The following is a 23,022-nucleotide window of genomic DNA, read 5'->3' as shown; positions in this document are numbered from 1 at the left end:
TATGTTTAAACACTTTTTTCGAATCTTTTTTTTACTGTCTGCCATAAGCTCAACAGTTGTTTTCGCTCATGCCGTGGTCACTGAAACCTCGTTAAAAATAGATCCGGTTCAAGCCGGTAAGAGTAACAATGTGTCGCTGGTCTTTAATTCCAGAGTCGAACTGGCTTTATCGCATTTCGACCTGGTCAAAAAAGGCGATATTCACGAAAGATTAAAGGTCGAACGGGGTCAAAAACGAGGCGAAGTCATCGTAGAGCTTCCTGTACTGGATCCCGGAGAGCATGCGATTCGGCTGAAAGTATTCGCCGCCGACGGTCATTTGACCGAAGACATTATTCATTTCTTTGTCGTCGAATAAGGGTTTTGCAATGGGTGGATTGGCTGATTTTTTAGACTCTCTGGTCGGCGGCGTCGACCGCGTCTTCTTTAGCGCGGCGATCGGCGGATTGGTATGGGGCTTGTTTATATTGAAACCCTGGAATACCAACGAGCGTTATTCCGAGCCGCAACTCAATTCGACCGTCACTCTGATTTACTACGGCGCCTTCGGCCTTGCATTGACACAAGCCTTATCGCTGGTACTAAAAGTATGGTTGATGAACGCAACCTTAGGTGTGTGGCCCTTTCCGGCATTCGCCGGAACCATACAATTTAAAGCCGGCATGGCCCGCATGCTATTGGCTGGAGGCTTGGCATTCTATATCGGTCATAAACTCACCACTCAACCTGCCTCGAAAGACAGATGGTTAATTGCCGGAGTAATCGCCACACTGGTATTGATTGCCGGCGCCTGGCTTGCGCATGGCGCGGGTCGTTACGAGGCACGTATTCAATTGATGACCCTCACCGTAATCCATCAAATCGGTGCCGCGATTTGGGTCGGAGGCATATTTCAGTTACTTAATATTTGGCGATTAGCTCGGCGAAAAACCATAGCCGCCGATATTTGGCCTGCGTTTCTAAAAAAATTCACCTCGCTCGGAATCGCCTCGCTTGCCATTTTACTGCTGACCGGGCTACCGATGACCTTCGAATACATCGATAGTTGGAACGGTTTTATCGGCACAGGCTATGGCAATTTGTTACTGGTCAAGTTATTCATGCTAGGCATTGCCTTGTTTTTGGCTTATTTGAATAACCGCGGAACCCGAGAATATTTCGCGCAACATCGGGAAAGTAATCTCTATCGAGAAATCCCCTATTACATCCAGGCTGAAACCTTTATCTTGATCAGTATATTGTTTACCGCCGTCAGTCTGGCCACCCAACCGCCTGCGGTTGATATTCCGGAAACCACCGCGACTTGGCAGGAAACTCTCGCTACTTTCAAACCGCGAATACCAATGCTGACTTCGCCGTCCCATGAAGAACTGATGGCGGGCGAAGAAGGAAGAACCGCGATTGTCGGTCAAGTCCCGTCGCGCGCGATGGCCGACTGGTCCGACCATAATCACAATGTCGCCGGCGTCTTCGTCGCAACGATTGCATTACTGTCGATCTATGCCAATTTGCGTCCGCCGCCGCCGCATCGCGGCCCCTTATGGCCGCTCGGCTTCGCGGTTCTCGGACTATTTCTGTTCATTCGCAGCGATCCCGAAGTCTGGCCGCTCGGACCGGTCGGCTTTTGGGAAAGCACATTGAATAGCGGCGAGATCCTGCAACACCGCATCGCAACGCTCATGGCCTGCATTATGGGCATACTGGAATATAAAGCAAGGCATCCCAAAAACTCGAATCTAAAATTGATATATATGTTTCCGATATTAGGAGCCATCGGCGGACTGATGCTGCTGACGCACTCCCATGTCGGCTTTCAAGCCAAAACAGCCTTTTTGATTCAAGCCGGCCACACCTTGATGGGTTTTTTTTCCATCATCGTAGCCAGCGCACGCTGGCTTGAAATACAACTGCACGACCCGAAACAAAAACAAATCGCCGGACTAATCTCGGCGTTCGCGATGCTACAAGTCGGCATGATCTTGATGTTCTATCAAGAGCCGCTTTATTAAGCCTTTTGGCCCGCTTCGTTTGATGGTTAATGAAGCATCCATTGAGAAAATACTATGAACCTAGCTAACGAGTATCCATTACTGAGCCTGATCGATAAACCGGCGGATTTACGAAAACTGACCAAAGCCAATCTGATTCCGCTTGCCAAAGAACTTCGCGAGTTTCTGACCCACACAGTCAGTATTTCCGGCGGGCATTTTTCGGCAGGCCTCGGCACCGTAGAGTTGACTGTGGCGCTGCATTACGTATTCGACACGCCGCGCGATCAATTGGTTTGGGATGTCGGCCATCAGGCCTATCCGCATAAGATCCTGACCGGACGCAAGGAGCGCATGACGACGATTCGCACCCGCGACGGCATTTGCGCCTTTCCGAACCGTTCCGAGAGCGAATACGATGCCTTCGGCGTCGGCCATTCGAGCACGTCGATTAGCGCGGCCTTAGGCATGGCGATCGCATCCGGTTTACGCGGCGAGGACAAGCACTGTGTCGCGATCATTGGCGACGGCAGCATCACCGGCGGCATGGCCTTCGAAGCAATGAACCATGCCGGTGCGATCGATGCGAATCTGTTGGTGATCTTGAACGACAACGATATGTCGATTTCTCCGAATGTCGGCGCGTTGAATAATTATCTGACTAAGATTCTGTCGAGTAAGATTTATTCTTCGGTACGCGAAGAAAGCAAGAAAGCTCTCAGCAGCATGCCGAGCGTCTGGGAGCTGGCGCGCAAGACCGAAGAGCACATGAAAGGCATGGTCGTGCCCGGCACCTTGTTCGAGGAAATGGGGTTCAATTATATCGGTCCGATCGACGGCCATGACCTGGACATGCTGGTGTCAACGCTGGAGAATCTAAAACACATTTCCGGCCCGCGTTTCTTGCATATCGTCACCAAGAAAGGCAAGGGCTATGCGCCGGCCGAGAAAGACCCGCTCGCCTATCACGGCGTGCCGGCCTTCGACCCGAGCCGCGATTGTCTGCCGAAATCGGCCCCTTCTCCGCACCCGACGTATACGCAGGTATTCGGACAATGGCTCTGCGACATGGCCGAGCAGGACGAGCGCTTGTTGGGCATTACCCCGGCAATGCGCGAAGGCTCGGGCCTGGTCGCTTTTTCCGAACGCTTTCCGAAGCGTTATTTCGATGTCGCCATCGCCGAGCAGCATGCCGTGACCTTAGCGGCGGGCCTGGCCTGCGAGGGCGGCAAACCGGTCGTCGCGATCTATTCAACCTTCTTACAACGCGGCTACGATCAATTGATACACGATGTGGTCTTGCAGGACCTGGACGTATTGTTTGCGCTCGACCGCGCAGGTTTAGTCGGCCCGGACGGCCCGACCCATGCCGGCAGTTTCGATTACACCTACATGCGCTGCCTGCCGAACATGCTAATCATGGCACCGGCCGACGAGAACGAATGCCGGCAGATGCTCTATACCGGTTATCTGCATAAAGGCCCGGCTTCGGTACGCTATCCGCGCGGCAAAGGCCCGGGCGTGCCGGTCGATTGCACCATGACCGCGCTACCGATCGGCAAGGCCGAATTGCGCCATCAAGGCGGCCGCATCGCGATTCTGGCGTTCGGCAGCATGGTTACGCCGTCGGTCGAGGCCGGCAAGCAACTCGGCGCGACCGTAGTCAACATGCGTTTCGTCAAGCCGATCGATGAAGCATTGATTCTGGAACTGGCCAAGAGTCACGACGTCATCGTCACGGTCGAGGAAAACGTCGTCGCCGGCGGCGCCGGCAGCGCAGTCAACGAATTTCTGCAGGCGCAAAGAATCGTGATGCCGGTGCTCAACATCGGCCTGCCCGATGCCTTCATCGAACAAGGCACGCGCGAAGAATTACTGAGTTTTTGCGGATTGGATACCCAAGGCATATTGCAGAGCATCGAGCAATTTTGCGGATAATGCCGCAGTATCGTGCCGGGGTTCGTGCACATACGCATCAAGCTAAGGATGTCGCTAAAACTAACTTCCTGACTTGCTCATGTTTCTTGTAGGAGCAAGTTCTCATTCGCCTAGGGCGATTAAAATCGCCCTTGTATTGAATTTAGGTCGCTTCGAGGCCGAGAATGTCAAGTTACAATAAATGGCTTCGAGGTCACATTGTCTAAGATTGCAAAAGGGTAATACATGACTTATGTATAGCGATGAGTACGGAAATTAGGAAAGCGTACGGGTTGACCGTTTTAGCTAGATGCGCATGGGTTAGTGCCTCACCCCAGCCTATACTCGACTATTTTGACAGTGCAGGTCGGGATGAAGCAACGCGGAATCCCAGAATAGAAAGTTCACGTTTTGGGTAAATCCATACCCTATGATTCGCAGAATAGTCTATTGAATTGACTTCCTATTTTTCATGATCTTCATGGTGAAATGCTATTTCTAGGTTATACCCATCGCACTTCAAATTTCGGCATTGACGTATGGAGGCACCGGGATGTTCGGCAAAGGCTTTGACAGCAGGGATGCTGTCACAGAGCCTACATGGACGTATTCACCCAGCCCCTAAATTCCATAGCCCATCGGTCATGGTTAATAGTCTTACTAATTTAGGGGCTGGGTCCTTTGACGGACACCCCGGCGCCGAAATTTGACCAGCAAAGGGTATAAAGAAAACGATACGCCCGGTCACCCCGTCAATTTTATATCATTATCCTCGCACCACTCGCGAATAGCCGCTTCGGCAGACTCATTCTCGAATCGGTACCAATCGTCCAGGAGATTTTTGCTTTCCGCCCAATTCTTGAACCGCGAATAGGCTCCGCGCTTTCTGAACATATCCCGGACTTTTTCGCTTTCACTTGGGCAAAACTCAGTGACAAACGATCGGACCAATGAGTTGCCTAGATCAAGATCGTGCTTATGCGGCAAGCCGATATAGCGATCGGGGTCGTCCAGATCCTCGGGTAAATCCTCCGCGTCATCAAAATCAAAATCACCGGAGCGGATATGAATTTTACCGGTTTCGCGCGACAAAAATGCTTCGCTATCCAGGCTGGGATCTGCGCTGATAAATTCAATCGCCTCGATGATTTCAACAATTTTGACAGTCATTGCTTGCTCCGTTTCAGTATTGTGGTCGCATATCAAATTTCGGTTTTCCGGGCGCTCACCCGACGCCCTGTCAGACACTCATCATTATCCATGACGAGCCGGGCGCCCCAACCTGCAAAAACTCAAAGCGCGCCCTGCCGCGATTCTTCGACGAGCGCCTTCAGTCCTTGTAAAGCATCTTCGTCGCTGACCGCCGCAGACATTCGATGGTGCAGTTTTTCGGCATAACGCGCCGATGCCAGACCCGATTTAACCAAGCCGTATTCATGAACGAAAGCGTCGATTTCATACCAGTCCGCGTCGCTCATGACCGACTTTTCATTGCTTACGGCCGTGCGCGCCCAGCCATCGATATCGCCGCCGTATTTTTTATATAATTCGACCATTTCCAGAGTAATCATATTTTGCCTTTATCGGATAGAATAGCCCTATTCGACTTTATTTTAACGAAATCATGTCCAATTCTCGAAGAACATTTTTGATACAATCGGTGATCGCCTGTAGCGGTGTAATCGCACCTCGGCTTGCGTTCGCGGATTGGGCCGAGGACCACTTCGCTCCCGGCAAGCTTGATCGAACGCTGGATCGATTGTACGCCGACGCGACCATCGTCGAATCGGATGCGATCGCGCTCAAATTGCCTCTGATAGCCGAAGACGGCGCCGTCGTGCCCATCACGGTATCGAGCACGCTGGCCAATGTCGAAAGCATCGCAATTCTGGTCGAAAAGAACCCTGTGCCTCTGGCCGCTATTTTCAATATCGCACCGGAAACCGAGCCGTTCGTTTCAGCTCACCTAAAAATGGCCGAAACCTGCGACGTGATCGCGGTCATCAAATCGGGCGAAACGCTTTACAGCGCGCGCCAACAAGTCAAAGTTACGATCGGCGGATGCGGTGGCTAAGATGGCAAACACGAAAATTCGCATCAAGCGCAAAGACGACACGACCGAACTCAAAATATTGATCGCACACCCGATGGAACACGGCCGCAACCGAGACCCCGAAACAAATGAGTTGATTCCAGCGCATTACATCAAAACGTTGACCGTTCGCCATAACGACAAAACAATAATCACCGCCCGGATGGCCGGCAGCATCTCGAAGAATCCATATTTCGCCTTTGTGTTGAACGGCATCGAAATGGGCGACCTGATTCGAGTCGATTGGACCGATAACCGGGGACTCACCGGCAGCGCCGAGCAAATCTTGACCGATCCGTCATGACCAAAACCGCACTGTTTGCCGGCGCCCTGCTCATCTGCGGTTTTGCCGATTCGACACATGCCAATCCTGAACAGGACCGAAGCGCCTTCGTCGAACATTATCGAAAGCTTTTTCCGACGTTGTCGCTTCAAGATTACGCCGACGGCGTTTACGCGATCGATCCGAATGCGCGCGAATCCTGGCGAGCGATCGAGGAGTTTCCGCCTTACGAATGGGCGATCGAAGAAGGCAAAACCCTATTCAACACCCCTTTCGGCAACGGCGCACATTATGCCGATTGCCTGCCGGAACGAGGAGTCGGAATCGCGCAGCTTTATCCGGTTTGGAACGGTGAAAGCGGCGAAGTCGTCACGCTTGCGAAAGCCCTGAACGACTGCCGGCAACGAAACGATGAAGATCCTCTTCCTTATCAGAAAGGCGAGATCGCCTCACTGCTCGCCTATCTGGCCTACACCAGCAGGGGGAAAACCATCGCGATCGAAATCCCCGCTTCCGACCCGCGCGCATTGGCCGCTTATGAAGCCGGCAAGGACTATTATTACCGGCGGCAAGGTCAATTGAATTTCGCCTGCGCGACCTGTCATGTGCAAAACGCCGGCAAACTGCTGCGTTCCGAATTGTTGAGCCCGTCGTTGGGCCATACCAGCCATTGGCCGGTGTATCGTCTCAAATGGGGCGAAACCGGCACATTGCACCGGCGTTTTTCAGAATGCCTCAAACAAATCAGAGCAGAATCTCCCGGCGCGCAGAGCGAAGAATTTCGTAATCTCGAATACTTTTTAAGCACAATGAGCAACGGCATTCCGATTAACGGCCCGAGTATCCGCAAATGATTCACACCCAACCGAGTTGCACCGACATTTTCGAATCGGGGCTGATGCCTTGCGAAGAGGCGCTGTCCCGTATTTTAAACAATCTACCTGCAATCGAAGGCTACCAAAGGTTACCGATCGAAAAAGCGCGCGGTCGAGTCTTGCATGAAACCGTCGTATCGGCGTCGAATGTTCCGCCGCACACCAATTCGGCGGTCGACGGTTACGCGCTGCACAGTTCCGATCTTCCGGATCAAGGCATCGCTCGTCTAGCCGTTAAAGGCATTGCTTTGGCCGGAGAACCCTTTCGCGGCAGCATCGAAAAAGGAACTTGTCTGCGCATCATGACCGGCGCCGCGATGCCGGAAGCGCTCGATACCGTGATCATGCAAGAGCATGCCGAAATTAAGGACGGTTTCATCACAATAGACTCCCGACATAAGGCCGGCCAAAACGTTCGCCGCGCCGGGGAGGACATCAAACAAGGCGAAACCGTATTGGCTTCCGGTAAACTGCTGACTCCGCCCGATATCGGCCTGCTTGCTTCCCTGGGCATTTGCGAAGTCAACGTCAAACGCAAATTGACCGTCGCGATCGCATCGACCGGCAACGAAATCGTCGCGCCGCATCAAATTCCGACCGAAGCAGGCATTTTCGACAGTAACCGCTACAGCTTGTTCGCGGCATTGGACAGATCCGACATCGAGATCATCGATCTCGGCATCATCGAAGACGATGCCGAAGTGCTTTTGCAGCGCTTCAATGAGGCAGGCCGCCATGCCGACGTGATTATTTCGACCGGCGGCGTCTCGGTCGGCGAAGCCGATTTTACGAAGACGGCTTTGAAAAATTCGGGACAAGTCGATTTTTGGAAAGTCGCGATCAAACCGGGCCGGCCGCTTGCATTCGGGCGCATAGGCAATGCCGCCTTCTTCGGGCTGCCGGGGAATCCGGTTGCCGTGCTGGTGACTTTTTATTTTTTTGTGCTGCCGGCTTTGGAAAAAATGCTCGGCATCGTCGACAAGCCGATAGCCCCGACCTTAACGGCAAGAACGACCGAAAATTTACGCAAAAAACCGGGCCGAACCGAAATCCAACGCGGTATTGTCAGCCGCGACGAAAACGGCGACTGGATCGTCAAGACGACCGGCAAACAAGGCTCGGGCATTTTGATGTCGATGAGCAAAGCCAATGCGTTTATTATTTTGAATCATCAAGATACATCAAAATCCGCCGGCGATTGGGTTACCGTAATGCCCTTTTGCGGCATGTTTTAACCCCTCTCAATAAATTATTAGATATTTAATGTCAATTCTGTTAGATTTACATTTGACTTTCATCTGAACGCATGCTAGGTCGCAGGATCTCATGACAACTCAGCTTTTCTGTTGTCACGGCAAATGGACACAACCAAAAATTATTACAATAAAGGGGGTAGCTATGATTACCGACGAAATCATGATCACCATGGCCGCTACACTGTCGACCACATTGATTATTATGCTTCTGGCTATAAGAAACACCGTACATAAAAAACGACTCAGAAGAAGCCTCGATTGGCTCGAAACCGCCAAACATTCGAAATACGATACCGCACATTTCCAAGATTTAAAAAACGGCATCGACCCTGCTTACATCTATAGCGGCAATTCAAGTACCTCAACTTTTAAGTTATCGCTGAAAATTTCCTTCGGCATTGCCGTATTACTAGGGTTTTCTTGGTGGACTTTTCAGTTATTCACGAAAGGCGTTTTAATCTGGGCTGCGGTTTCAGGTTTATTTGCCGTCATCGGCTTGATATTGCCTTTTCTGATATGGCGAGAGGTTAGGCAACGGGAAGAAATCAAAAGCCGGGCAGGACGGACACTCAAGCAAATTGAAAAAAACCTCAAGCAATCTCACTCTGAAATATCGGAACAAAGCCGAAAACCCGCCGCATCCACGGTATCAATAATTGAAAGTGCTCCGGTTAGAGACACTACAATACGGGTTGAACAAAAGATTCCGATTCCCGAAGATTCGGTATTGAGACGTCACTTATTGTCGCAGTTGCGCACCGAAGTCGAAGCAACATTATTTCCGCGCCCGGCCGATTGCGTATTGCTGCGCCACTACGGGCAATTAGTCGAATCCGAAGCGGAAAACCGCTTACTTAACCCGGAGGCATTACAACGATTTAAACTTATCGATGGCATCGAAATACCCGACGCTGCCGCGTCTGCTTCGATTATCGACGTAAAGGAAAAATCAAGTCCAATCGAACTCGCAATCGTCGGCACGCCAAGCAAATCCGACTTTAAGCACGAAATCCCCGAGGATAGCGTATTGAGAAGACACTGGTTGACGCAACTACGCACCGAAATCGAAACGTCACTGTTTCCGCGCCCGACAGAGGCAACTCTGCAGCGCCATTACGATCAACTCATCGAGGCGGAATTAGCCTCGCATTTAAAATGGAACACAAACTGGATCCGATAGATCGATTATTATTCCTTTCAAAACATTAGGCCGGTAGAGACAGTCGCCTCGTCTCTACCGGAATATCTGCCAAACCGATAACGAATACCGTCAAGACTCGCTCAAAGCGCCCCGACTCTCATCGACAAATTTTTCGGTATCGTCATCCAACTGTCGACTCGTCCGCCCTAACGGCTCATGAACATACAGCGACTTGGATAACGCCTTGGCGCTGGAAAATTTAGTGTCTTTAACCGGCGGCTTCATTTGATATTTAACCGGCATTTGATGGTCTGCCAATTGCAATTCCGGATTGAATACTTTATCGAATTTAAACAGATTCTTCGCAAAGTTCGTTTGGCCGCGCATTAAATTGCCGACCAAGACCTTCGTCACATCGCGCATAGCCGCCCACCCCATGTGTTTTGTAAACATCACACGCTGAGTTTCGACCAATTCCGCGTAAAACTCCTCTATCGGTAAACGCGTCGGCAGCACCGCATGCTGAATATCGAACAATCGATAATCGCGGGTCGTCAAATTACGCGACTCGGTTAGCCAGCTCTCGGTTCCCGGATAAGGCGTATTGACGCTGATATTAACAATTTCAGGAACTTCTTTACACCATTCCCTGACCACACGGAAACGCTCATGATCCCAATCGGTATCGGCAATGATGTTGATCGCGACATTGATACCCAGAGTCCGCGCAAACTCTAAAGCCTCGAAATTACGACTCAAATCAATACGTTTACGATATTTTTCGAGCCCGTCCTGATCGATCGACTCGATACCCAAGAACATGTAGCTCATCCCAAGCTCCTTCCAAAACTTGAAGACGTCTTTATTACGCAGCAACACATCGCCGCGCGTTTCCAAATAATATTCTTTCTTAATGCCTTTCCGAGCCAAGGCCTCGCCGATTTCGAAGCCCATTTTTTCTTGAATAAATGCGACATCGTCGACAATGAAAATACCGGGCTCGCGAATTTTTTCCATTTCTTCGACAACTTTATCGGGACTCATCACGCGATAACTTCGTCCATAGAATGTCCAAGCACTGCAGAACGAACAGTCCCACGGGCAACCTCGGGAAAATTCGATCGACGCACAAGGATCGAGCGTACCGAGAAAATATTTATTACGATGTCGGACTAAGTCGCGAGCCGGCGCAAGATTGTCAAGATCAGGGATAAACGTCGGCTGTCCGCCCTCGCCTTTCATCGTCACCACACCGGGCACGTCATGAACGTTTTCTCTGTCTTCCTTTATGGCTTGGAACAACAAAGGAAGACCCGACTCGCCCTCCCCTTTGAGAATAGCATCAAGACTGCCTTCGCCGTGTTCCAATAATTCTTCGGCGGTAAACGACGCACTATGCCCGCCGATAAAGACAAAACTCTTCGGCAAACGAGCTTTCACGGCTTTAACGAGATCGATGACCTCGGGAACATTGGCCAAATAATTCAACGAGAAACCAACGATATCGGGTTGCCAATCGTCCATTAACCGAAATAAATCTTGATGAGACTCTACTTGCAAGTCGATCAACCGTGTATCGTAACCTTGCCGCCGGGCCGTTTCGGCAACTTGTTCCAGCCCAAGCGGCTCAAGGCGTAAAAACACCTTGGTATACATCAGCGGGCTAGGATGAACAGCAAGAAATTTCATGTTTTCGACTCCTTATCAGACCATTGTATTCGTAATAATTGTACAAAACTTCCAAAAATAGTATCGACTCACTATAAAAAAACTTACTATAACGGTCAAATTTATTTAGGATTTCGTGAGAAATAACTTTTTTGGAGCCATGAGTTTTGTAGCGCATCACGCTCTTTCCCAAGCTCCAGCTCTCATCGCTATATACCTTTCGCACTCCAAATTTAGGGATGGGCCTTTGACGGACGCCCCTGCGCCGATTTTTGATAAACGAAGGGTATAATAATTCCTGATTAGCAAGATGCTTCAGCTTGCTGAAGCCAATTGTCCGAGCAGTGGCCAGTCGTAGCCACTTCTGCGGGACGGGTTATTTAACCCGTCCCCAACGTTTCGGTTTGCCCTAAACATTTCGGCTGACTTCGGCCAAAGTCAAAACGTTTAGGACGGGGTTGGAAACCCCGTTCTGCTAGGGATATGCTGGTTTTTGGGCTTTAGCTGAAGAAACTTGCTAATCAGGTAATAATTTGCCCCGCACCTAACTTCTTGACACTTAATAATGGCGTTGACAGCCCCGGCGCCGAAATACGGCTAGCAAAGGGTATCTTTTAAATTGGCGAATTCAAAACTTTTTAATGAAATTAATTATAAAACTATTGTTCTCATCGCTTTTGGTTTTTCTGGTCCTGACTATCACCTTACTGCTGCTAGTCGTGGAAGACAAACCCAAGCTAAGAGCAAGACCTGATATCACCCCCGAGCAAATAGCTAGAGGAAAACAAATTTTTGTAGAAAACGACCCGCGACGCCTAGCAACCGGCACGATAGCAAGAGCCAGCATTGAACAGAGAGACCTGGACCTAGCCGTCAATTATTTCGTCAATCAATATTTCGGCGGCGTTGCCGGTTTAACAATCAAACAAGATCGAGCCATCATTGAAAGCACTCTAAAACTACCTTCAAACCCACTGGGCAATTATTTAAACTTAACAATCGAACTCAAGCAAACACATAGTCTTCCTGAAATCGACCATCTATCGTTGGGCAAATTAAGAATACCCGGACTTATAGCAAATAATTTAAGCAAAAGTATCTACAGCCTTATACTACCGGATGCCGATTGGAAGGCGCTTCAAGCCATGATCAGAAAGGTCAGATTCATCAACAAACGAATGATCGTGACTTATAAATGGCATGAAAATTTACCGACCAAACTCAGCGGCGCTCTTTTACCCGAACAAGAACAGCATCGAATTGAAGTTTATCAGCAACGTTTGGTAATACTAACGCGCGCGCCCAAAAAGCACTTGAGTTTGACCGAGCTCACGCAACCCTTATTTCAATTGGCAAACGAACGCAGTCGCCGAAGCGACCCGATTGGTGAAAACCGTGCCGTCATTCTGGTGCTAACGTTATACGCCAACCGTTTAACGCTTAATAAAATCATTCCTTCACTAAAAAGCCAATATCGTCCGATTTGGCGAACCGTGACTCTCAATCAACGCAACGATTTAAGCAAACATTATTTAGTGTCGGCTACGCTTGCAGCCTATGCCGGCACGCCATTGGCCGACGCCATAGGATTATATAAAGAACTGGAAGATTCGAGAGGCGGCAGCGGCTTTTCATTCATCGATATGACCGCCAATCGGGCCGGCACGCTCATGGGCGAGCTCGCCGTGCAAAATCCATCACAAGCCGGAAAAATTCAAGCATTTATGAGCACGGCCCAAGAGCGCGACATCATCCCGAAAACAGCCGACTTACCCGAATATCTTGCAGAACAGGAATTTAATCGACTCTACGGCGGTTTAGAAGGCGCCGCCTATCAGAAAATGATGCAAAAAATAGAGCATCGAATCGCCCAATTACCGATTAACAAACAATAAACAGCGCTCCGATTTCTATTCGGAGTCCCGCTAGCATTAAATTACCTGATTAGCAAGTTTCTTCAGCTAAAGCCCAAAAACCAGAATATCCCTAGCAGGACGGGGTTTGCAACCCCGTCCTAAACGTTTTGACTTTGGCCGAAGTTAGCCGAAATGTTTAGGGCAAACCGAAACGTTGGGGACGGCTTAAATAACCCGTCCCGCAGAAGTGGCTACGACTGGCCACTGCTCGGACAATTGGCTTCAGCAAGCTGAAGCATCTTGCTAATCAGGTTAAATTAAGCCGTTCGTGGTGAGTCTGTCGAACCATGGATGGCTTAATTTATCGACTCGGACGCATCCATTCCCCTTCGACAAGACTCTCCTGAGCGCAGCCGAAGGGCCCAAGACGAACGGAAAAGTCCTTTTTACTTAATGGCATTGCGTTCTCCGTCACCCGCGCGCCGAATTTTGATCTACGATGGGTATGTATCGCGAAATCCTTAGTAAATTTTTGGCACGATACGCCAAGGCACCTTTTTCCGGTATTGCAACCAATCTTCGCCGTACTTTGCCAAGCACATCGCATCATCGCGCTTTTCTCTATGCAGAAGCAAAATGGTGAAATATACGATATGGAAATAAGGTATGGGGCTACCGAAAGCAGCGGGCAAACACCACGAGAGTGCAATCATCAAATCGCCGAAGTAATTCATGTGACGAGCAATGCCCCACCAACCGGAAGTCAGTAATAATGAACCTTGCTTGGTTTTAATATATTTTGCCGGCTTCCCCCACACAATCCGGTTTGGATCGCGCCGAAAATGATGCTTTTGGATATTGGCGCCCCGAAAAATTGCATAACCGGCCAAATTCAAAGCCACAATAGCAATAATGCCCCATACGGGCAGGTCATGGGTATGATGGACCAAATACTGAGCCTGCAAGGTATAGGTAAAAGGCAACCACACCAAGTCTCCCCAACAAAGCATCCAGCCAAACTTCTCGTGCTTGATATCCCAAGTCGTCAGGACGGCTTCTTCATGGATAAAGTAATCGATCAAATAAAAACTTTGAAACCCCACCACGAGCAACATCGGGACAGTCACCGTGCCGTGCAATTCATACTGTTTGGCCGCCATCGAAAGATTCATCAGTAACCAAAAAATCATGCCGGGGCGGGCTTCGCAAAACAGCTTGAGATCAAGAGATCCAATCCGTGGGTTAAGCGCCGTTCCCATGAAATAATCATAAAAAGGACGTCCGGTCGGCCGCTCCCATTGCTTCCCGTTTAAGCCCCAAAAATAGAGAAAACCCGCAAAAACAAAGGTAAAAATATTCACTACAGTAAGCAATGGGCCGAGTTGGTCATACAAAACGGTAGCGTCCAACCACCCCATCGTTACCAAACCGAACACCACGGCCAGGGTAAAAAGGAAAGAAAATATTCCATTCATCCGATAATCGAGCCGACTGCCGTCAGGCAATTTCATGCCTTGAACGGTCGGACCAGGCGCCCAAACCTGCAACGCGGCCTGACCTAAAAACCAAGCCGCGTAAAGGCCTGCGGCATGCCAGGTCGGCGGCGCAACATGAGACCAAAACCGCCGCCAAGCCGCCGCGTCGCTAGTGAAGACCAGTTCACCTTGGTAATAAGTGACGCAAATCCATAAATAATAGACCAGTGGCGGCAGCGCTATCATGAGCACAAGCCATGAAAAGCCGAAACCGTATTTCTGACGAACCGCATCGACGGCCGCATTGTCTCTCGATTCTTGTTCACTCATTATCCGCTCCTTTTCAATACTAAAACTTCTGATTGACTAACAGCTCCCGTAACGCCATTTTTCCGTATAACCAAACCGTCTCGGCCAAGGTCGTCCCATCGACGGCACTGAATACCACATCGCCTAGAATAAGCGGAAAAGCGGATGGTATGAATCCTCGGCCATATTCCAACATCCAAGCCGAATCAGGGATCTTAAACCCATTGACGCTACCACGTTCCAGAACGGTATGATCGCCGGGCCCTGCCACTTCGCGTACTCCACAACGGTCTTTCCGATAAGTCCAAACCTCACCGGCCATAAAAAAATCATGTATCTCCATGCGGTAGCGGCCGGAAAAGCCTTCCGTACCGACCGGCGTTCCGAAAATGATCAAATATTCAGTAAAAGATGCATGGAGTATCGTCATCACACCGGTCGCACCCGCCGTCAAGCTGAATAGCCATCGGCGATTTGGATTGGAATCGACGTGTTTGGGGTAGGCCCGGGCGGTTTCTTCCACTATTACTTTCACCATTTCGTCGTGGGTCTTCCCGATTCCTTGCAAAGCAATGGCATGAAGACGATCGATATCGAATATATAGCTCACTGACTTCCTCCTTTGTCGAGCTTGAGGGGTGTTAAGGAATATACACGAAATAACCTTCCGAAACAGTAAGGTTGATGAAGGCCTGGTAATCGCCACGGTAAATGAAAGCATGGAAAGAGTGGTGAGGATGCGGTCATTCGCCAGGCAGGACCTGTGAAACCTTCCATGGAGGCTTGACGGCAGCTCAAACGCCAAGGATGGCGTGAATGCAGATTTTGCAGGAGCAAAAATCTGCCCTGCTGCCGACATCCTCGCTAGCCACACCCATACCTTCATAAAGTTAGCCATTTTTTGACTATAAAAGGAGTAGGCGCTGTAGTCTCTATGCTCCCTCACCAAACGTTAGATTAGGGACGGCCGAGAATACCCAGATACAATAAATGGCATCGAGGTCACATAGACTAAAATATGCTGTTACCCAGCTCCAGCTTCACGACAATCAAGGAAGATTAGACGAGCGATCGGGGCTGATTGGGAATGTTATATCGGTCACAGGAAGCTGGAGCTTCCGGAGTGTCTTTCCCAAGCTGGGGCTTGGGAAAGAGCACGATGCGGGTTGGCCGTTTTTAGCTTGATGCGTATGAACGAGAACCCCGGCGCCTTAGGCACTGCCGAAATTTGAAGCGCGAAAGTATATAGCTTATTTCCAAACGTTCATGATGCTAGTGAAATCGTCCGTCCATGAACGAGCATCGGCGTAATGAGGCACTCTTTGCCAATTATGCTGCAAGTCGGCATTGACTAAAGGCAGAAGGTCCGCTTCTTTTCGAGCCAGAATGGCCCAATCCGATCGATAAACAAAAGGAATATTTTGCTCAGGCCTAAATTCTTGCAGCAACAGCGTCAATCCCAATTTTTCCGCATGATCCGCCAACACCTTCTTCAGCTCCAGATAACGGTTGGAAATGTGGAAAACCAACAAACCGTGATTTTCCAGCCTAGAAAAATACAACTCCAAAGCTTCCTTGGTGAGCAAATGGGTCGGTATCGAATCCGAAGTAAACGCATCGATAACCAATAAATCAAAAGGATTTGGTTGATTTTCCAATGTGATTCTGGCGTCCCCGACTTGAATGTCGTAACCGCTGATACAATCCGTTAAATAAGTAAAATACTCTGGGTTCGTTGCGATCTGCACAACGGCCGGATCGAGTTCGAAAAATGTCCAGTGTTGAGACGCTTTGGCGTAACCGGCCATTTCTCCAGCTCCAAGACCGACAACTCCGATCCGCCAAGTGTTGTTTTGGTTGTTGTAATTCGCAAAAATGGAACCCAAAGGCCCTTGCGGACTGTAATAGCCGTTCGGCGTGCATTGTCGATTGACATCGTTCAACAACTGCAAGCCATGCCGGGTTGTGCCGCTATAAATTTCATGCAATGTGTGCGTATTGTTGTCGACATTGAGATCCGAAATTTTCTTGACCGACAATACGCCATAAAAATTTCGGCTTTGATGTAAGAGCTGGTCTCCGCCTTGATGTTTTTCCGGAGCCGCACAGGACAATACCAACAGTCCAACCAAAGGAAAATACAACGAATTTTTTTTAAATAGAAAGTAGGCTGCGCCCATTAAAGCAATAATCGCAAAACTAATGAGAAATGCATCGTCCAGTTGTTTGACACTGATCGATAAAATGACCGCAAACGTAATGAAGTAAGCGCTAAAAATAATTTTCGCCAAATGTTCCTTAACATACTGACCAATGCCATTGATTGGGTTCAACAGCAATGCGCAAACAATCATCAGTGGATATTCGTAAATCGAGCTGAATATAAACGGCGCGATAAAGCTGTTAAAAATACCGCCGAGCATGCCGCCGAAAGACATGATTAAATAATATTGAGTGAGATAGTTTGTCGAGGGGCGTTTCTTAGCTAACTCCCCATGACATACCATGATGGATATAAAGAAAACGAATAAATGAATCAATAATTCAACTGAAAAAGAGGCCAGTTTTTGATTCGAAAAGTAGTAAATCAAAAAGGGTGCAACCAGCCAAGGCTGTATCAATAATATTTTTTTATGAATCGCCGCACCGTAACCGGAAAATACCAAAATAAATGAGAACAAATACAAGGCTAAAGGAATAACCCATAACAACGGCACCGTAGCGATATCGATGCTGATGAAATTAGTCGTGCCCAATAACAAACTAGAAGGCACAAACGCCAATAATAACCATTGAATTTGTAATTTCGGTTCAGGCTTTTCGACTAGATTAATACTTGATGCCTTATTGACTGCAGGTTGAAAGTGCTGCTGTTTCAGAACTAGCATACACAATGAAATCAAGCCTATCAGTACAAGAAAACCCGCACTCCAGTACTGCTGTTGCTGGCTAATACCGATGGCGGGTTCCAGTAAAAAAGGATAGCTCAATAACGCGATCAAGCTGCCGGCATTACTGGCGATCGAAAGATAATAAGGGTCGTTACTGGTCTGATGGCCGATTTTTGAAAACCACTTTTGCAATAAGGGCGAGTTAGTGGACAACACGAAAAACGGCAAGCCTATCGACACAAATAAAGTCGACAACAACCAAATACTGGGATTTTCCGAACTGGGCGGCCTGCTACCCTCAGGGATACTTACCGGAAGGAAATAAAGACTGATAAGCAGTATCGAAAGATGGATGGCAAGATGCTTTCGATAGCCAAAGCGAGTGGAGAGAAAATGGGCATAGAGATAGCCCAGAAAGAGGATGCTCTGATAAAACACCATACAGGTATTCCATACGGATGCAGAGCCGCCTAATAAAGGCAAAAGCGCTTTCCCAAACATCGGTTGTAAAACAAACATTAAAGAAGCACTGCTGAATAACGTCAACGCGAACAAGAAGATAGGAAAATTATCGCGTCTGATTTCACTTTGATGTGTAATGTCCATACGCCCCCCCTAAATAACTAATTTACGGTGAAAATTAAGTTTTGACCGGACTAACCTCTAATTTGGCAATAATGATCGACAGGCTTATGGGCGTGTCGGACGAGTATTTCTTGACTGCAATAGTTGGATATTATGATCGATTTCACATTTTTTCAAGCCCTTGATTAAAAAAACTTACCTTTCCGCACAGTAACTAAATAACTTATTGTTTTTATTGATTCTAGTTAAGCCGACACCAAAGCGCTCATGTCCGTTACATGACAATAACCTTAAAATTTTTATGGCTAGTGCTTGCATAAAAAAAGCTAAAGCGTTATTTATTTAATGACTCAACCGGCAACACCTCTTTTCTATAACAAACCTAATAAACTAAGGATTCGGTCATAAATAACTTCCCTATTTTTAATGCAGGGTAAGCAGGTTCGGTTGCTCGATTGGCAGGTGTCGGCGGCAGGGAAAGCCGCCGTCAAGCCTACACGGATGTATTTACCCAGCACCTAAATTATCTATGTAATCCATCATGGCCAATAGGCTATGGAATTTAGGTACTGGGTTTACGGCGTCCTGTCAAGCGAGTTACCGAACCCGCTACAAAACTCATAGCTCCAGGAAGTTATTTTTCACGAAATCCTAAGAGGTAGTAGACTATGAAAACAACACTAATCCTGACAGTTACACTGATTATCGCTGTCATTGCATACTGGATTTACCGTCCCAGCACTCATGATGCCACATCGGACTATACCGTTCTTCAGCATGTAGAGGCATGCAAAGCTGAGCTTGGGATCACCCGAAAATTGCCGGTACTCTCATGTTTAGACGGCACACAAGTGCCTATTTATGTAGACAAAAAAGAAATTCAAGAAGATAACTGGGAAAAACTCCTCTCCAACTCGAAAAGATGCGACAACCCGCATTGGCTGGGCGGCGATATGGGCTGCTGGACCTACTCGCATTTACAAATTAAGCAACTCGATGACGACAACATCATGGCGCTCAACTGCCGGCAAAAAGGAAATCAATTCGAAAAAGATTGGTTTCGAAAAACCAAAGCCAATCTCGGCATGAACCAGCAGCAAAGAAAAGAACGATTTGAGAAAGCATCTAGCACCGAGAGAACCGAACTCTATTATCTTTACAATACTTTTAACGATATCGGCATTATCCTGCGGAATACAAAAACAGGAAAAAGTTGTTATCTCACTCAATATGGCGAAGCAGTGGTCGGTTTTTTGCCGCCCCTCGATGCCCCCCTGCCTAGCAAGGACGATTATTTAGATCAATACAATCCGGAGCAAGCAAGACCACCGAAAGACTTTCCGCAGGATCTTTGGTACCGTGATGCCAACCAGGCTTTTAAATCGCCGGCGTTTACCGCAGAAGCCGGTTGCGTTGCCTGCCATAATGCGCACGGTGTCAAATACAGTCCGTACATTAATTCAAAACACGGCCTACCGGATATTTACACGATGGCGCCTTTACCCTTTTTAGCGGTTGGCAAGCCTTTTCAAAATTTCTTCAATAATCATAATATTCTCCAGATTACAACCGATTCTATCGATGGTGAACCACAACTCTGCACTCAGTGCCATAAAATGACGACCTCCGGAACTTGCGGTTATAGTTTTGAACTTGCCACGGGTCATCCGGACAAAACGCTGAGCACCTGGCTAACTTCGGGTCCGAGTGAAAGAAACTGGATGCCGCCGATTACCGTCGATCCGGCCGTGATAAAAAAACATGTCGCCGCAATGAAATGCTGTTGCGACAACCCTCAGTCCCAAGGATGCAAAACCCGCAAATTCGGTCCAACTCTTGCCGATCTTCCTGAGGGTTTCGATAGAGGGGAAGGCTGGATCAGCGGCCAAGAGCCTGGTCTTTGTAAAGACATCATGGAGTCCTATCAATGGAATGCCGATAAGTTTTGATTAGGTGCTGATGCTGCACAATGTTTATATGCTCATCGCAGATCAAAATTCGGCGCCGGGGTGCCCGTCAAAGGACGCCGTGGACCCAGCACCTAAATCCAGAACCTAAATTCCATAGGTCTTTGGCAATGATTCAAAATCATGGCTTATTTAGGTGCTGGATGAATTATCCAAGACAATTAACCATGGCCAATGGGCTATGGAATTTAGGTGCTGGGTAAATACCTCCATGTAGGCTCTATGCCAGCTCCATGCTCGCAAAGCCTTTGCTAGGTACCCCGGCGCCTCCTTAGGCACTGCCGAAATTTGAAGTGCGAAAGGTATAGCTTGTTTTTTATTACCATGAAGGGCATGAAGATAATGAAGGGAATTGAGTGTTTTATAAAATTGACCCCAACGTCAATACAGAAAACGGCCTAATTTAAGGTGGAGTCTGCTCTTTAAAAAAATATTATTGCGTCGCATGCGTTTTAATCATTCACTTTCGGTTCATGGCGGACTGTGCACAAAGGGTGCGCTGCCCCCCCCCCAGATATAAAAAAACCCGCTCGAAAGCGGGTTTTTATGTTCAAAACCGATGAAAATTATTACTTAATTTTCCATCCAGATCAATTCTACACGGCGGTTTTGAACTCGACCTGCTTCGGTTCTATTATCGGCAACAGGGCGATTGGGACCGTAACCTTTAGCGTGCATACTATCGGTTACTCCTTTGGCTCTCAGGTAATCAACAACCGATTGCGAACGGCGCTCAGACAATCTCATGTTGTAGTTGTAGCCACCTTCACTACTGGTATGACCTTGAACTTCGATTTCTTTTTCTTGCGGATAGGCGATCAGTTTTTCAGCGACTCCATCTAAAATTGCCTTTGCTTCCTCGGTCAGTTCGGCAGAATCGAATTTGAAGTTCACACCTCTGAGCTCGATACTAATAGGACAGCCTTGCGCATCAACCTTACTCCCGGAAATAGTACCCGGGCATTTATCCAAACAATCGTTGACGCCGTCTCCATCAGAATCCAGGGTCGAACAATCCTGGGCAGCTGCTGGGGCTGGTTCGAATTTCACAGGCGTAACTGCCGCTCTCGGTTTTTCTCCAAATGGAATCACAAAACCGACATTAACGGTCATGTCATGATATTCCTCGGTACCGGGACGCAGATTGGCGTTGAAGTTATTGTTGTAACGGTAACGCACATCACTCCGCAGCAGGAAGTTATCATGCAATTCGTAAGTAAAGCCGACACCGCCTTCGCCGGTAATCGAAGCTGCGCTATTCCCAGGCACGCTGGTATTCATGCCGCCGATGCCGGCAACAATATATGGAGAAAAGGTATCGCGAAAAAAGTAATATTGTAGATCCGCTGAACCGCCGGTTAAATCCCAACGCCCTTTGGTTTGGCCTGTTTCGGCGTTATTGTAGCCACTGAAACCTTGGTAAAAACCTCTTAACTCGACGTTGAAATGGTCGTTAAGCATTTTCCCGAAGCCCATACCGCCGCCCCAGCCGTCTTTAGCACCACGGTCGCCACCTGATTTGATGAAGGTGCCGAATGGCGCAACATACCAGCGATCATCTTGCGGCTCCTCGGCCCAAGCCGAAGGAATGGCGACAAATCCTGCCAATAAAGCACTAGCCATTATTTTTTTTAAACACATAACAACCTCTAAGTTGAATAAAAAACCTTCAACAAACCGGGGGTCTTGATAGGAATGACCGATATGAAAAATGGTTACTTTTTAAGAAAAACTCAAATTGCATGCAATTTTAACAAAGTCCGTTGTGTTTTTACAACAAACACCTGCCGTATTTATACAACTTCAAGTGGCGTATAGTTTACATCATTATTTTTCTATCAACCTAGTTTTTATTTAAAAAACATTATTTATCAATAGCAATAGACTCTAAATTTAATACTTTATTTAGCTAATTAAATGTTTTGTTATCGCCACGCCAAGATTGTATTTTTTTCGCAACAACAAACAAAATAACAGGCTTTATATATGCCGTGAAGTAATTATTCACACCCCCTATCGTTCCCACGCTCCGGCCATAAGTATCTACACATCTTTATCATTTAAAATCATGCTGTTATAAAGTTTCTTCTGGTTTATTATGAAGATAGGGACTAAAAATTTAGGTTTTTAATCTACTTTTTTATCCTAGATCACAGAAAAATTAACTTAACTAATTGTTTTATAAAGCTGAAAACTTGTGTAGATACCTATGCGCTCCGGCGTGGGAATGAAGACCGAGACGATCTAGCGTCTCGTACCGCTGGAGCGGTACTCAGGCGTTCCCACGCAGAGCCTCACTGCCATTAAGTTAAGCCGTTCGTGGTGAGCCTGTCGAACCATGGACGCCTTAACTTATCGACCCAGGCTTTTCCATTCACCCTTCGACAGGCTCAGGGCGAACGGAAAAATCCTTAACTTAATGGTAGTGACGCAGAGCGTGGGAACGATAATTGCCGGGGGGCTGAATAGTTACGCCGTGAATGTTTTAGTTTATTCACGAAAATCGTGAGCATCCCTGAGTCCGGAATCGCAACTTTCAACGGAGATAGCGAGGTCATACCAGCCGAATAACCCTTATACAGAGCCCAACTGACAAACTATGCTGAAATTGCCAACATTCGAAAACACTGTGTTCACTCTATGTAATGGTATTTTTTTTAATATTGGCATATAGTTGGACTTAAGCCCTCCGTCATAACCCAGCGCAGCAGAGAGACAC

The 23,022-nt window shown here is 48.0% G+C and carries 17 protein-coding genes; 10 read left to right on the top strand and 7 right to left on the bottom strand.

Annotation, left to right across the window (positions count from 1 at the left end):
- Position 1 precedes the first annotated feature (1 nt).
- Genes MEALZ_RS06460 through dxs form a run of 3 tightly spaced genes read left to right on the top strand, consistent with a single transcriptional unit; the run spans position 2 to position 3,926 of the window.
- Positions 2 to 358 (top strand): copper resistance CopC family protein, encoded by a 357-nt coding sequence (locus MEALZ_RS06460; RefSeq protein WP_014147810.1) that lies wholly within the window; start codon positions 2 to 4, stop codon positions 356 to 358.
- 10 nt (positions 359 to 368) lie between these two features.
- Positions 369 to 2,009, top strand: a complete 1,641-nt coding sequence (locus MEALZ_RS06455; protein WP_014147809.1) for a copper resistance D family protein — start codon at positions 369 to 371, stop codon at positions 2,007 to 2,009.
- Positions 2,010 to 2,063: 54 nt separating this feature from the next.
- Complete coding sequence (gene dxs, locus MEALZ_RS06450; RefSeq protein ID WP_014147808.1) at positions 2,064 to 3,926, top strand: 1-deoxy-D-xylulose-5-phosphate synthase; 1,863 nt, start codon at positions 2,064 to 2,066, stop codon at positions 3,924 to 3,926.
- A 723-nt stretch (positions 3,927 to 4,649) separates the two neighbouring features.
- On the opposite strand, the gene MEALZ_RS06445 is transcribed toward dxs, so the two are convergent.
- Together MEALZ_RS06445 and MEALZ_RS06440 are read right to left on the bottom strand one after the other, a co-directional pair.
- On the bottom strand, positions 4,650 to 5,075 hold the full coding sequence (locus MEALZ_RS06445; protein WP_014147807.1) for a UPF0158 family protein: 426 nt from the start codon (positions 5,073 to 5,075) through the stop codon (positions 4,650 to 4,652).
- A gap of 122 nt (positions 5,076 to 5,197) precedes the next feature.
- A complete protein-coding gene (locus tag MEALZ_RS06440; RefSeq protein WP_014147806.1) occupies positions 5,198 to 5,476 on the bottom strand; it encodes a hypothetical protein in 279 nt (92 codons plus the stop codon).
- Positions 5,477 to 5,529: 53 nt separating this feature from the next.
- Between MEALZ_RS06440 and soxY the strand changes: the two genes are divergently transcribed.
- From soxY to MEALZ_RS20915, 5 genes are all read left to right on the top strand, one after another.
- Complete coding sequence (soxY, locus tag MEALZ_RS06435) at positions 5,530 to 5,979, top strand: thiosulfate oxidation carrier protein SoxY (protein ID WP_014147805.1); 450 nt, start codon at positions 5,530 to 5,532, stop codon at positions 5,977 to 5,979.
- 1 nt (position 5,980) lies between these two features.
- Positions 5,981 to 6,301 carry a thiosulfate oxidation carrier complex protein SoxZ gene (gene soxZ / locus MEALZ_RS06430; RefSeq protein ID WP_014147804.1) on the top strand — a complete coding sequence of 107 codons (321 nt, stop codon included), beginning with the start codon at positions 5,981 to 5,983 and terminating at the stop codon, positions 6,299 to 6,301.
- Complete coding sequence (gene soxA / locus MEALZ_RS06425) at positions 6,298 to 7,134, top strand: sulfur oxidation c-type cytochrome SoxA (protein ID WP_014147803.1); 837 nt, start codon at positions 6,298 to 6,300, stop codon at positions 7,132 to 7,134. Before soxZ ends, soxA begins: the two co-directional genes overlap by 4 nt.
- Entirely contained in the window at positions 7,131 to 8,390 is a 1,260-nt protein-coding gene (moeA, locus tag MEALZ_RS06420; RefSeq protein WP_014147802.1) for a molybdopterin molybdotransferase MoeA, read from the top strand. The genes soxA and moeA overlap by 4 nt, the downstream gene beginning before the upstream one ends.
- Positions 8,391 to 8,553: 163 nt before the next feature.
- Positions 8,554 to 9,591 (top strand): hypothetical protein, encoded by a 1,038-nt coding sequence (locus MEALZ_RS20915; RefSeq protein ID WP_014147801.1) that lies wholly within the window; start codon positions 8,554 to 8,556, stop codon positions 9,589 to 9,591.
- A gap of 90 nt (positions 9,592 to 9,681) precedes the next feature.
- Here MEALZ_RS20915 and hpnR read toward each other — a convergent pair whose 3' ends face one another.
- Positions 9,682 to 11,241 carry a hopanoid C-3 methylase HpnR gene (gene hpnR / locus MEALZ_RS06410; protein WP_014147800.1) on the bottom strand — a complete coding sequence of 520 codons (1,560 nt, stop codon included), beginning with the start codon at positions 11,239 to 11,241 and terminating at the stop codon, positions 9,682 to 9,684.
- A gap of 620 nt (positions 11,242 to 11,861) precedes the next feature.
- Here hpnR and MEALZ_RS06405 point away from each other — a divergent pair.
- Positions 11,862 to 13,115, top strand: coding sequence for a hypothetical protein (locus MEALZ_RS06405; RefSeq protein ID WP_014147798.1), 1,254 nt, complete (start codon positions 11,862 to 11,864; stop codon positions 13,113 to 13,115).
- A gap of 482 nt (positions 13,116 to 13,597) precedes the next feature.
- Here MEALZ_RS06405 and erg read toward each other — a convergent pair whose 3' ends face one another.
- The 3 genes from erg to MEALZ_RS06390 all read right to left on the bottom strand — a co-directional run bounded on the left by erg (position 13,598) and on the right by MEALZ_RS06390 (position 18,357).
- Positions 13,598 to 14,881 carry a delta(14)-sterol reductase gene (gene erg, locus MEALZ_RS06400; protein ID WP_014147797.1) on the bottom strand — a complete coding sequence of 428 codons (1,284 nt, stop codon included), beginning with the start codon at positions 14,879 to 14,881 and terminating at the stop codon, positions 13,598 to 13,600.
- 19 nt (positions 14,882 to 14,900) lie between these two features.
- Positions 14,901 to 15,581: an ERG2 family protein gene (locus MEALZ_RS06395; protein WP_223842353.1), complete on the bottom strand. Its 681-nt coding sequence runs from the start codon at positions 15,579 to 15,581 to the stop codon at positions 14,901 to 14,903.
- 529 nt (positions 15,582 to 16,110) lie between these two features.
- Entirely contained in the window at positions 16,111 to 18,357 is a 2,247-nt protein-coding gene (locus MEALZ_RS06390; RefSeq protein WP_014147795.1) for a fused MFS/spermidine synthase, read from the bottom strand.
- 647 nt (positions 18,358 to 19,004) lie between these two features.
- Here MEALZ_RS06390 and MEALZ_RS06385 point away from each other — a divergent pair.
- The gene (locus MEALZ_RS06385; RefSeq protein ID WP_014147794.1) at positions 19,005 to 20,285 is read left to right on the top strand and encodes a hypothetical protein; all 1,281 of its coding nucleotides are present in this window, start codon (positions 19,005 to 19,007) and stop codon (positions 20,283 to 20,285) included.
- A gap of 591 nt (positions 20,286 to 20,876) precedes the next feature.
- Here MEALZ_RS06385 and MEALZ_RS06380 read toward each other — a convergent pair.
- On the bottom strand, positions 20,877 to 21,944 hold the full coding sequence (locus MEALZ_RS06380; protein ID WP_014147793.1) for an OmpA family protein: 1,068 nt from the start codon (positions 21,942 to 21,944) through the stop codon (positions 20,877 to 20,879).
- Positions 21,945 to 23,022 lie beyond the last annotated feature (1,078 nt).

The organism is Methylotuvimicrobium alcaliphilum 20Z, from assembly GCF_000968535.2.
Lineage (GTDB): Bacteria > Pseudomonadota > Gammaproteobacteria > Methylococcales > Methylomonadaceae > Methylotuvimicrobium > Methylotuvimicrobium alcaliphilum.
Note: the sequence above shows the minus strand (reverse complement) of the source record. Positions and strands in the feature narration are given on the sequence as shown.